10 protein-coding genes are annotated in these 12,008 nt (G+C 72.8%); 6 read left to right on the forward strand and 4 right to left on the reverse strand.

Features of this window, described 5'->3' with window-relative positions; all coding sequences use genetic code 11:
* Window positions 1-78 precede the first annotated feature (78 nt).
* Window positions 79-1,695 (forward strand): APC family permease, encoded by a 1,617-nt coding sequence (locus ACZ4WH_RS10980; protein ID WP_468178900.1) that lies wholly within the window; start codon window positions 79-81, stop codon window positions 1,693-1,695.
* Between the two features lie 63 nt (window positions 1,696-1,758).
* Window positions 1,759-2,799, forward strand: a complete 1,041-nt coding sequence (locus tag ACZ4WH_RS10985) for an NHL domain-containing protein (RefSeq protein WP_468178902.1) — start codon at window positions 1,759-1,761, stop codon at window positions 2,797-2,799.
* Here the strand turns inward: ACZ4WH_RS10985 and ACZ4WH_RS10990 are convergent.
* Complete coding sequence (locus tag ACZ4WH_RS10990) at window positions 2,793-4,160, reverse strand: RCC1 domain-containing protein (protein ID WP_468178904.1); 1,368 nt, start codon at window positions 4,158-4,160, stop codon at window positions 2,793-2,795. The genes ACZ4WH_RS10985 and ACZ4WH_RS10990 overlap by 7 nt on opposite strands.
* 347 nt (window positions 4,161-4,507) lie before the next feature.
* Between ACZ4WH_RS10990 and ACZ4WH_RS10995 the strand changes: the two genes are divergently transcribed.
* The 4 genes from ACZ4WH_RS10995 to ACZ4WH_RS11010 all read left to right on the forward strand — a co-directional run bounded on the left by ACZ4WH_RS10995 (window position 4,508) and on the right by ACZ4WH_RS11010 (window position 8,897).
* Window positions 4,508-5,089, forward strand: a complete 582-nt coding sequence (locus tag ACZ4WH_RS10995; RefSeq protein WP_468178906.1) for a hypothetical protein — start codon at window positions 4,508-4,510, stop codon at window positions 5,087-5,089.
* 55 nt (window positions 5,090-5,144) lie between these two features.
* A complete protein-coding gene (locus tag ACZ4WH_RS11000; RefSeq protein WP_468178908.1) occupies window positions 5,145-6,575 on the forward strand; it encodes a hypothetical protein in 1,431 nt (476 codons plus the stop codon).
* Window positions 6,576-6,597: 22 nt separating this feature from the next.
* Window positions 6,598-7,716 carry a hypothetical protein gene (locus ACZ4WH_RS11005; protein ID WP_468178910.1) on the forward strand — a complete coding sequence of 373 codons (1,119 nt, stop codon included), beginning with the start codon at window positions 6,598-6,600 and terminating at the stop codon, window positions 7,714-7,716.
* Window positions 7,717-7,874: 158 nt separating this feature from the next.
* The gene (locus tag ACZ4WH_RS11010) at window positions 7,875-8,897 is read left to right on the forward strand and encodes an HAD-IIA family hydrolase (protein ID WP_468178912.1); all 1,023 of its coding nucleotides are present in this window, start codon (window positions 7,875-7,877) and stop codon (window positions 8,895-8,897) included.
* Here the strand turns inward: ACZ4WH_RS11010 and ACZ4WH_RS11015 are convergent.
* Genes ACZ4WH_RS11015 through ACZ4WH_RS11025 form a run of 3 tightly spaced genes read right to left on the reverse strand, consistent with a single transcriptional unit; the run spans window position 8,894 to window position 11,982 of the window.
* The gene (locus ACZ4WH_RS11015) at window positions 8,894-10,015 is read right to left on the reverse strand and encodes a hypothetical protein (protein ID WP_468178914.1); all 1,122 of its coding nucleotides are present in this window, start codon (window positions 10,013-10,015) and stop codon (window positions 8,894-8,896) included. The genes ACZ4WH_RS11010 and ACZ4WH_RS11015 overlap by 4 nt on opposite strands.
* 20 nt (window positions 10,016-10,035) lie before the next feature.
* Entirely contained in the window at window positions 10,036-10,947 is a 912-nt protein-coding gene (locus ACZ4WH_RS11020; protein ID WP_468178916.1) for a methyltransferase domain-containing protein, read from the reverse strand.
* Window positions 10,948-10,983: 36 nt separating this feature from the next.
* The gene (locus ACZ4WH_RS11025; RefSeq protein ID WP_468178918.1) at window positions 10,984-11,982 is read right to left on the reverse strand and encodes an ornithine carbamoyltransferase; all 999 of its coding nucleotides are present in this window, start codon (window positions 11,980-11,982) and stop codon (window positions 10,984-10,986) included.
* Window positions 11,983-12,008 lie beyond the last annotated feature (26 nt).

A 12,008-nucleotide genomic window follows, 5' to 3' on the forward strand; every position in this document is an offset into this window, starting at 1 on the left:
GCTCGCAGACGTGCGGCGCGGTGGTGAATCTGGCGGCGCTCGCGCGTCGCTCAGCGCGGGCGCGGGAAGCGAGGGAGCGTGGAACGAACCTCTTCTCACCAAGGCCCCGAACCACAACAGCCGTTATCCGGGGCCATACCGTCCGCCTCCGACGCCGTCGGCCGGGAGGAGCGCAAACTCCGCAAGCACCTGGGCTTCTGGGCGCTGACGGCGGTCGGCTTCAGTGACATCGTCGGCTCCGGCTGGCTGTTCAGCGCGATGTACGCCGCCCAGACGGCGGGTCCCCTGTCCCTGCTGTCCTGGCTGGCCGCCGGGGCGCTCGCCATGCTGGTCGCGCTGGTCCTGGTGGACCTCGCGGCCCGGATGCCGGAGGCGGGCGGCACGGTGCGCTGGCCTCTGTACGCCAACGGTCCGCTCGTCGCCGGGGTGATCAGCTGGGCGGTGCTGCTGTCCGTGGGCGCGAACGCGGCCGAGGTCACCGCGACCGTGCAGTACCTCACCCGCTGGTTCCCCGGACTGCACGAGCACGGCCGGCTGAGCTGGCCGGGGGTCGGGGTCGCGGTCGCCCTCACCCTCGTGTTCGCGACCCTCAACTGGTTCGGCGTACGCCTCTTCACCCGGGTGAACATCGCCCTCACCCTCGTCAAGACGTCCGTCCCGGTCCTGACCGTCGTGCTGCTGCTGGCCTCCGGCTTCCACCCGCACCGGCTCACCGACCACGGCGGCTTCGCCCCCTACGGCTGGTCCGCGGGCCTCGCCGCCCTCTCGGCGGGCGGGGTCATCTACGCCGTGAACGGCTTCCAGGCACCCGTCGACCTGGCGGGCGAGGCCCGCGACCCCGGCCGGCACCTGCGCAGGGCGGTGCCGACCGCCATCGCACTGGCGATCCTGCTGTACGCGTCTCTCCAGCTCGCCTTCCTCTTCGCCGTTCCGGACAGCGCCCTCACCCACGGCTGGCGGGGCGTCGACTTCACCTCACCGTTCGGTCAGCTCGCCCTGCTGATCAACCTGCACTGGCTGGCCATGCTGCTGTACGCCGACGCCGTCGTCTCGCCCGGCGGCGCGACCTTCGTCGGGGTCGGGATCAACGCCCGGCGGTCCTACGCGCTCGCCAAGAACGGCATGCTGCCCCGCTGGTTCCTGAACGTGCACGCGGGCTCCGGCATCCCGCGCCGCGCCCTCGCCCTGAACGTCACGGTGATGATGGTGTACCTGCTCCCGTTCGGCACCTGGCAGGACGTCGTCGGCACCCTCGGCAACCTCTTCCTGCTCGTGTACGCCACCTCCGCCGTCGCCTCGGCCACCCTGCGCCCCGCCGGACAGCCCGCCGGAGCGATGCGCTGGATCCCGCCGCTCAGCTTCCTCGTGGCCACCCTGTTCGTGTACTGGTCCACCTGGCACCGCCTGCACCTGACCCTGCCCCTCGCGCTGGCCGGCGTCCCGCTGTCGTGGCTGGTCCGTTCCGGCCGGGGCCGCTTCCCGCTGCGTCGGGAGCTGCGCGACGGCGCCTGGCTGCTGGTGTGGCTGGCGGGACTGCTGTGCTGTTCCGCGCTCGGTTCCTTCGGCGGCTCGGGCCTGCTCCGGCAGCCCTACGACACCCTCGCCGTGGTCCTCTTCGCCGCAGCGGTGTTCGCCTGGGCGGTGCGGTCGGGTCGGCGTCATGTGGCCGACACCCGATCTACCGGCACGAGTTGACCACTCCTACGCTGGTCGGGCACCGGGAGCGGCGCCAACCGATACCCCCTGCCTGGAGGCGGCATGACGGTCAGCAACGGTTCGGGAGCCCCATGCCCCGCGCTGCTCGACGGGGTCGTCGTCACCGTGGCCGGCACCGGCGAACCCGGCTACGGCGGGGACGGCGGGCCCGCGGTCAAGGCGATACTGAACCAGCCCCGGGCGCTCGCCGTGGACGCCGCCTCCGGCGCCTGGTACGTCGCCGAGTGGAAGGGTCACCGCGTCCGGCGCGTCGACCGCGACGGCACCATCACCACCGTCGCCGGCACCGGCGAGGCGGGCTACGACGGCGACGGCGGCCCGTCCGGCCAGGCCCGGCTGAACGAGCCCGGCGGGCTGGTCGTGGGCCCCGACGGCGCCCTGTACGTGGCGGACTACTGGAACCACCGCATCCGGCGCATCGACCGGGACGGCGTCATCACCACCGTCGCCGGCACCGGCGAGCCGGGCTACGGCGGAGACGGCGGCCCGGCCGCCGCGGCGCGGTTCAGCGAGCCCCGGGGGCTCGCCCTGGACGGGGCGGGCACCCTGTACGTCGCCGAGTGGGGCGGGCACCGGGTCCGGGCCATCGGTGCCGACGGCGTGATCCGGACGGTGGCCGGCACCGGCGAACCCGGCTCCGGCCTGGACTCCGTCCCCGGACCCGCCAGCGCCCTGCACCACCCGATCGACCTCGCCGTCGACGCCGACGGCCGGCTGTACATAGCCGACTGCTTCTCGCACCGGGTGCGGGTGGTCGACCCGGACGGTGTGATCGGCACGGTGGCGGGCACCGGTGAACCGGGCGTCGAGGACGGGCGGCTGCACCAGCCGCGCGGGGTCGACCTCGACGGCACCGGCTCCCTGTACATAGCCGACTCGCTCAACGAGCGTGTCTGCTCTTTGACTTCGGACGGTGTGCTGCACACGGTGGCCGGGGGCCCACCCGGTCACGAGGTGGAGGGCGGGCCCGCGCTGGGTGCTCGGCTGCGGCTGCCGCGAGCGCTCGCCCTGACCGCGGACGGGAGCCTGATCGTGGCGGAGACCGACAGCCACCGGGTGCGGTTGGTCAGGCCGGGTCAGTAGGCGTAGCTGGACTGGCTGTTGCCGGCGGTGACGTGGGTGAAGGGGGTCTTCTTCTCGGCCTCCTGCGGGAAGATGGTGACGAACTGGTCGTTGTTGTTCAGGTTGTGGGCGAGGTTGTCACCGCCGCCGAGCTGTCCGTGGTCGTTCTTGCCCCAGCCGATGATGTCGCGGCTGGTGCCGGTGTTGTCGGCGGTGCGTACGGCGAGACCGTAGCCCCGGCCCGCCGAGATCTCCGTCACCGACGGCAGCTGGACGGCCTCGTGGGCGCTCGTCCGGTTGGTCGTCGTGCCATCGGCGAGCTGTCCCTTGTCGTTGTTGCCCCAGCCGTAGACCTTGTTGTCGGAGAAGAGGGCGTAGGCGTGGTCGTAGCCGGCGACGATATGACGCGGCGTCGGACCGGTTCCCTGGGCGGTGCCGGTGCCGGTGCCCGTGCCCGTTCCGGTCCCCGTACCGCCGGTCTGGTCGGCCGGGGTGGTCTGGCCCGCTTGCACCCCGGGAAGGCCCATGACCTGTACTGGCTTGGGGCTGGTCGCGAGGTCGGTGCTGTTCTTGTTGGCGCCGAGTTGGCCCTTCGAGTTGTCACCCCACGCCCAGACCGTGCCGTCGGACTTCCTGGCCAGGCTGTAGTCGCACCCGGCGGCGATCTGCACCACGTTGGTGAGATCCGGGACCTCGTTCGGGGTGTTGCGGTCGGTGGTGTCACCGGTGCCGAGCTGTCCCTTGGAGTTGTCGCCCCAGGTCATCACCTTGTTGTCCGCGGTGAGGAGCATGCTGTGGTTGCAGCCGGCCGCGACCTGCCTGCCGCCGTGCATGCTCTGGACCAGCTTGGGCACTGAGCGGTTGTCGTTCGAGCCGTCGCCGACCTGGCCGTTGTCGTTCAGGCCCCACGCGTAGACGCCGTCCGCCTTGCCGGTGTTCGTCCGCAGGGCGAGCGCGTGCTGGCCGCCCGCGGCCACGTCCACGATGCCGTTGAGTCCGGGCACCTTGCCCACCGCGGGGTTCTTGGTGATGGTGGTGCTGCCGGGGCCGGTGCCGAGCTGGCCCTTGTCGTTCTGGCCCCACGACCAGACGGACTTGTCGTTGCGCAGGGCGATGGCGAAGCCCCAGCCGTCGTCGATACCGCCGCCGGCCGCGATCTTGTACACGTCCTGCTTGGGAACGGTGGGGATCGGAGCGGGCGCGTACCGCTCGGGTTCTGTCGAATTGCCGAGCTGGCCGCCCTTGTTGGCGCCCCACGCGTACACCAGCGGGTCGTGTCCCTCGGCGGGGAGGGCCGGGGCCGCCGCCGCGCCCAGCGCGGTCGCGGTGGCTATGACGGTCAGCGCGGCGCGCAGGCGCAGCCCACGGGTCTTCGTGTTCATGGGATTTCCGTTCTTTCGGGCAGCACGACATAAGCGTGGCGCCGTAGTTGGGGGAGGAGGACTGCCCACTGGAATCGGGGCGTCCAGCAACATGTCTGCCGCGCCCGAATCGCTTTTCGGCCTCCGACAGCCCGAGTTCACGCCATTGGGCGGTGGCTCGCGAACCTTGGCTACGCCAAAGTCCAAGCCGCTTGAGGCCAGTCGGAGTCACTTCGCTGCAATCGGCGCAAAACAGGGCAAGTTCGGATGGCGGCGATCATCGACGTGCCGGAATCTGAGACCGGCGGCCCCCTCCGTGGTGTGGCTCTGTGGCCGCCGAATCCCCCCTGCCTGACCGAAGGAGAACCATGCGTGTTCCCGTTGTGCGCCGTGCCCTGCTCGCTGCCGGAATCGTCACCGCGGCGGGTGCCTCCGCCCTGGGCCTGAGCAGCCTGACCCCGGTCGCCGCCGTGCCCACGGCCGCGGTGGCCAAGGCGGACGACCCGCCGGCCTCGTTCAGCCCGGCGCCCAAGCCCGACACCCAGACGGCGCCGCCGCCGGCGGACCCCGGGCAGCCCAAGCCGCCGTCGATCAGCTCCGGCTCACCCGTCCCGTCCCCGCCCGGCACCAACCCCTGCGCCAGCGCGGGCATCAACGGCATCCCGGCGAGCGAGCAGTGCGGAAGCATCGCGAAGAACCAGGCGGCCAACGACAAGTGCCAGGTGGAGAAGTTCCACGAGTGCAACAGGCCCATCTCGGGCGAGGCGCAGGACACGTGGCAGAAGGACCAGGACACCTACCACCAGAAGCACGAGGACTTCGACGCCGTCACCCGGTCCGCCGCCCCGGAAGCGGGAGTGGAGCAGCAGTGCCACGTCACCTCGGGCATGCGTGATCGGCTGACCGACGACCAGGTCATCGTGCCCCAGTCCTCCTGGTGGGCCTGCTGAACCCCCAGGACCACCCAGGCACCGACACCACCACTTCGCGCAAGGAGACACACGCATGCCCCGACGCCCCCTGACGTATGCCCTGTCCGCGCTGCTCGGCAGCTCGCTCGTGCTGGGCGCCCTGCCCGGCGGCGCGCTCGCCGAGGACGCGGTCGACGTGCCGATCGAGAACCCGGACCTGGCCCGGCCCGCCGTACCGGACGGCGAAGCCCACGACGAGACGCCGAACGGCTGGGACGGCCGGAACACCCAGCTGTTCTCGGCCGGCCTCGCCGACCACCCCAGGAAGTACCAGGCGGCCGCGCTCTCCAACGGCGCCGCCGGCTCGCTCGGCACCCGGCTGTGGCGCGTCCAGAAGGGCTCCCGGGTCACCGTCACGTGGGACGACAGCCCCAGTCCGCTCACCAACTGCCAGCCGGACGACCCCGCCAAGGGCCAGCGGTACCGCGTGTCCGTCGCCGGTGACCAGGGCGAGTCCGCGCAGGACTTCACCACGGACACCACCACGGAGGGCAAGACCCACTGGCACGAGGGACGTTCGTACTCCTTCACGGCCACGGAGAACAACCCGCTGATCACGTGGGCTTACCAGCAGGCGTCCACCTGCGGCCCGCTGGTCACCCACTTCCGGGCCACGCAGGACCCGGCCCCGGTGCCGTACGACCTCAAGAAGGCGCGGCTGCCCATGCCCCAGGCGTACCAGGGAACCACGCCGATCGAGGCCAGGCTCGTGATGCAGGACTGCCTGGCGGGCCCCAGAGCCTGCCACTTCGACAAGGACGACCGGTACTCCTTCCGGTACTACGACCGGCCGCGCATGGTGGGCCAGGCATACATCAACTGCACCCGCAACGCCATCACCGATCAGCGCCCGGTGAACTGGGAGGAGCTGCCGTACGACAACCTCACCCAGTACCTCGCGCGGCACGAGGGCGAACCGCAGGAGTCGCAGGAACTCGGTCCGCAGGGCCTCCAGCAGGAGGCCGCGCCGCAGTTGTCGCACCAGACCGACCTGCGCCAGGGCTACCAGAACATCGCCACGCAGATCGCGGCCGGCTTCACCCGGGCCGACGGCAACCCGCTGGAGATGGCGACGAACAACCCGCTGCTGTACGGCCGCAAGGAGCAGCGCAACCTCTCCGTCACCGTGCAGCCGGGCGAGGTGAGCTGGATCGAGGTCCAGGCGGCCCGGGAGCGGGTCACCGGCACCCTGATCCACGACTCCAAGAACGAGCGGATGGACGTCTTCGCCGACCTGCCCTCCGGCTCCTTCGGTGACCGCCTCTACCAGCGCACCGGCCCGATGAGCAAGGTCGAGCTGGCCCGGTGCGCCGACGCCCGCGACAACGCCCGCACCCCGGACAACACCGTCGGCGCGCCCACGCTGCGGACGGCTCCGCACCTGGTGCCGGTCGGTGAGGCGCCGAAGGGCATCAAGACCCGCACCGCTCCGCTGACCGCCGACGGCTCCCTTGCCCGGGACTGACCCGCAACGAAAGGACACACCCATGGCTCACACCGCGCGACCCTCCCGGCGCCGGCGAGCGGCGACCCACCGTGCGCTCGTGCTGCTCCCCGTCCTGTCCGCCCTCACCCTGACCGCCGCGTTCCCCTCGGCGGCGGCACCGCTCGGCGGCCGGGCGGCGGAGTACGGCATCGAGGAGATGCCGACGCCACGGGCCTTCGACGGCAAGAAGCCGCTGAAGTCCGTGGACGAGGTGACCTCCCTGTGCGGACAGCGGGAACGCTACAGCTGCTCGTTCAAGCTGGACCCCGAGCGAAAGCGGGAGTTCACCAGCGCCGTCTACTCGGTGTCCAACGGCGCCATCAACTGCACCAACGCGGACATGACCGTCAAGCGCACGGTGAAGCTGGACACCACCAGCAGCGACAACCTCGGCGGCGAGATCTCCGGCAGCGGCACCATCGAGGGCACCGCCTGGACCGACAACGAGGTCAGCGGCTCGGCCACGGGCGAGGTCGACGCGCAGCAGACCCTGACGAACGCCGCCAAGGGCAGCGCAACCAAGGAGAACACCAGCAAGAGCAGCCAGACCAACCACTCGGCGCCCAAGGACAAGGGCCCCAACCAGGACACCACCTCGGAGAGCACCTCCAAGGTGAGCGCCACGGTCGAGGACACGGTCACCACCACGGCCCAGATGACCGAGAAGGGCACCACCACCGGCGCGTTCAAGAGCCTCATCCACCTGGCCCTGCGCGGCGCGTTCACCGCGGCCTTCAAGGGGACCTGGAACCACACCTGGAGCATGACCAACTCCGAGAGCACCGAGGTCACCTTCACCCTCAAGCCCAACGACGAGATCCAGTTCGGCGCCCTCAACTCCATGTCCCGCGTCGTCGGCGACCTGCACGTGGACGGCACCGGCAAGCTGGTCAAGGACATCGCCGTGGACGGCCCGTCGACCACGAACTCCTCCACCGTCGTGGCGCAGACCTACACCAACCCCGACAAGTGCCAGACACTGCGCCCGTCCGGCGCCACAGCGAAGCAGCCGGACGACAGCGGCAAGAGAAGCGTCAAGCCGCGGGCCGGCGTCGGCCTGCGCAAGCCCACCGGGACGTACGTCCTGGAGAAGGGAGGCGACTGGCGGAAGGTGGCGTGACGCCGGGACCGCACGGGGTGGCCGGAGCCGGGACCTCTCCGGCCGTCCCCTCCGCGCGTCTCAATTCGGCCACAGATTACGGCAGTTGACTGGCCGGATCAGTGTCTGGCGACCTGCCGGGACCGGTTCGGACAATACACGGACCGGGAGGGGTGAGCGTGGACGCATCAGGGACGGCGAAGCTCGGGGACGGGTCTCTGGCCCGGCTCCACGACGCCGTCCTGCTGGACCTCGACGGTGTCGTCCGGATCGGCTCGCGGCCCGTTCCGCACGCCGTGCCGGTGCTGGGCCGGCTGCGGGAGGCGGGCTGCCGCACCGCCTACGTCACCAACAACGCGGGCCGCCCGCCCGCCGAGGTGGCCGGGGACCTCGGACGGCTGGGCCTGGCCGTGGCGGACGCCGACGTGGTGACCTCCGCGCAGGCCGCCGCCCGGCTCGCGGCCGAGCGGTGCGGGCCGGGGGCGCGGGTGCTCGTCGTCGGTTCGGAGGCGCTGCGCACGGCGGTCGCCGGGCAGGGACTGCGGCCCGTGTCGTCGGAGCGGGACGGGCCCGCCGCCGTGGTGCAGGGCTTCGCGCCGACGGTGTCCTGGCGGGAGCTGGCCGAGGCCGGGTACGCCGTCGCGCGGGGCGTGCCCTGGATCGTCACCAACGCCGACCTGAGCGCGCCCACACAGCGGGGCGTCGCGCCCGGCAACGGCGCGCTGGTCGCCGTCGTCCAGGCCGCCACCGGGGCGGAACCGACGGTCGCGGGCAAGCCGTCGGCCGCCCTGTTCCGGGAGGCCGCCGAGCGCGTCGGGGCCCGGCACCCGCTGATGGTCGGGGACAGCCTGGACACCGACGTCCAGGGCGCGCGCCGGGCCGGCTACGACAGCCTGCTGGTGCTCACCGGCCGCACCGGGCCGGCCGACCTGCTCACCGCGCCCCCGCACCGCAGGCCCACCCATGTCGGGCGGGACCTGCGGGCCCTGTGCGCGCCGCCGCGGACCGCCGGCCGGCAGCCGGACGGGTCGTGGCGGTGCGCCGGCTGGTACGCCCGTGTCGCGGGCGGGGAGTTGCTGCTGGCGGGCCACGGCGACCTCGGCGCCGGGCTGTGGGCGGCCTGTACAGCGGCCTGGTCCGCCCCCGCACCACCGGATCCGGCCCCGGCCCTCGCGGTCCTCGACCGGCTCCCGGACCCCTAGCCGAGCCCGGCCGAGTCCGGCTCGGCGAGCAGGCGCACCACTTCGGACGTGGTGTATCCCCGCTCGAAGTGCCGGGGATCGGACAGCATCAGCGACACCAGCCGGTGCAGCGTCACGGCGTACCGCTCCGTCGTGCCCTCCCACCGTGTCGCGTCCAGCATCCAGGGCGGCGTGTCCGGGGACAGCTCCGCCCTGCCCTCCCGCATCAGGGACTTGGAGAGCTTGGCGCCGGACGCGGACAGGACGACGGGTGTGAAGACGCGGGCCGGCGGACGGCTGCCCGGGAAGCAGAGGAACGCCTCGTCCAGCAGCCGGCAGCCCGCCGCCCAGTCCGCGCCCTTGACGATGACGGGCAGCGCCTCGTCCCGGTCGGCCAGCCGCTCCTTGACGAGGTTGCGGTGCAGGGTGGTCAGGCCCAGCCACGCCTCCCCGTCGGGCCGTACGTCGGTCTCGTACCGCCCGTGATCGAGGCAGACGGCGGCGAACCGGGCCCGCCCGTCACCGGCGTCGAGGAGTGCGGTGTCCTCGCCGTTCTTCTGGAGCCAGCCGCACTCCGGGCAGGGGAAGCTGATCGGCACGTGCCCGCTGGACGGCGCCAGCGTCCAGCGCAGCTCGTCCCACCGGCCGAGCGAGGCCAGGAACTCCTCGCGGAACGCGGGGGACCGCTGCTGCCGGGTGTACGTCTCGACCGTGTACGGCACTCCGGTCAGCGCGCTCAGCGCGTCGAACAGGCCGCCGTAGAACCGCTTCACCAGCTCCGAGATCCGCGCCGGACCCAGGGCGTGGTGGTACGACCGTGTGTACGTGGTGCCGGTGCGCGGGCAGACGCGGGTCGCGTGGGGGGCGTTGTCCAGTGCGCCGAAGCGGAGCTCGGCCGGCACCCCGAGCCGGTCCCGGGCGGCGGCAGCCAGCAGGAAGGCCGCCGTCTGCATGACGTTGGTGCCGAGGTGCGGTGCGCCGTTGATCTGCACCCCCGCGTACAGAGCAACCCGGCGGGCCGCGCGGGCGCGCAGCCGGGGGCGGACGAAGTCGACGCTGTGCTCGACCGCGCCGACGGTGACGCTGACGGGGGAGACGGGTGCGGCGGGCTTCGGGGCCGGGGACACGGACGAAGTCATGGGGAGGCTCCCTGGGCGGGTTACCAGTGGTGGCGGGCGGTCGCGGGCGGCAGGTCCAGGACCCGTACCGGCCAGGGGAGCGGCGCCGCGCCCGGGGCGTCGAGGCTCTCCAGGCGGGTGGTGGCGGACCGGGCCGCCGTGTGCAGCAGGTCCATGAGTTCCTCGGCGCCGCCGGGCTGTCCGGTGGTGCCGGCGCGGCGGCAGGCCAGGCCGACGACGAAGTAGGCGAGCGGGTCGGGGCCGTTGCGCCACAGCACCGCCTCGCCCTGCTCCTCCAGGGCGAGGACCCGCTCGGGGTGCCGCAGGGTGAAGTCGCCGAGCGGCAGCGGGCACAGGGTCACGGCGGCGACGCGGTACCCGGCCCCGGCGAGTAGCGCCGCCGCGCGGCGCGGGGCCGAGTAGGAGCCGATGGTCAGGCCGAGGTCCGCGCGCAGGCCGTGGGCGTGGCCGATGATGGCCCCGGCCCACCGGAGGCCGTCCGTGCCGCCGCTGATCGAGGGCCGGGTCCGGGCCGCCTCCGCAGGCAGCGGCACATAGGCGGGGTTGCTGGTGACGACGAGCGGGCGGGGCGGCTGCCCGGGGGCCGTCGCGAGCAGCTCCCGCGGGCTGAGCGCGGAGTAGTCGCCGAGCGCGAAGGTGACCCGGCCGTCGGACGAGGCGTAGTGGCGCTCGGCCCAGCGCAGGGTCTGACGGCCGTTGTCCACGCCGTGCACGCGTGCCGCGCCGGCCCGGGCCATGGCGGCGGCCGCCGCCCCGCTGCCCGAACCGAGGTCCAGTACGGTGCCCCCGCCACCGGGCGGCAGCAGGTCGGCGGCGACCCACACGCCGATCTCCGTGTCGGCCGGCTCGAAGAAGACCTCGGGCTCTCCCGGCGGCTTCAGGTCGTCCGGGGTCAGATGGGTGTACGCGCCGACCCGTGCGACAGACGGCATGGCACGCTCCTTCCGAACAGGCGGGGTTGTGAGGGGTCAGGTGCGCAGCGTTCCGATGCCGTGTTGCAGGACGGCCATGGCGCTGGGCAGTTTCATCGCGGCCTGCGTCCAGGCCAGGGACCGGGGGCCGTCCAGCACCTCGCCGGCGACCTCGTCGCCCCGGTGGGCGGGCAGGTCGTGCAGGAAGAGCGCGCGCGGCCACCGCGCCAGCAGCGCGCCGTCCACGTGGAAGGGGCGGAAGACCTCCCGCCAGGAGGGGTCCGGCTTGCTCGTGCCGGTCGTCTGCCAGCGCGTGGTGTACACGACGTCCACCTCGGCGGGCGCGTCCGCGAGATCGTGGACCTCGTCCAGCCGGGCCCCGGTGGCCTCCGCGTTCTTGCGGGCCGTGGCCAGCGCGTCGCCGGGCAGGCCGTAGCCGGGCGGGGTGGCGAAGGTGACGTGCGCGCCCGGCACCGCGGCCAGTCCGTGGGCGAGGGCCGTGGCCGTGTTGTTGCCCTCCCCGGCGTACAGCAGCCGGATACCGCTCAGGTCGCCGAAGGCCAGGGTGAGTACGGCGAGGTCGCAGACGCCCTGGGTGGGGTGTTCCTCGCTCGCCATCGCGTTGATCACGGGCAGCCGGCCGGCGCGGGACAGCTCCCGCAGCTCCGCCAGCGGCCCCGCGGTGCGCGCGACCAGCAGGTCCAGCATGGCACCGAGGACCCGGCCGGTGTCCGGCACCGACTCGCCGGTGTTGAGCTGGAGGTCGCCGGGTCCGTACGCGACGGGCGTGCCGCCGAGCCGTACGGTGCCGCTCTGGAAGGCGGTCCGGGTACGGGTGGAGGTGCGGGTGAACAGCACGCCGACGACCCGGTCCCGCAGCGGCCGGTCGTGCGCGCCCCGGTCCCGGAACAGCTCGACCGACCTGGCGACGAGCCGGTGCAGCCGCGCGGGCGGCAACTCGGCGAGGCTGAACAGCCCTTGCTCGGGGGCCGGTGCCGGAACGCCCAGAGGGAAGGGGAGTTCGAGGGAGGGGAGTTCACCGGCGGTGTCACGCATGGCAGTCCACCTCTTCGTATGGCGGG

This window comes from Streptomyces sp. NPDC029138 (assembly GCF_055564375.1).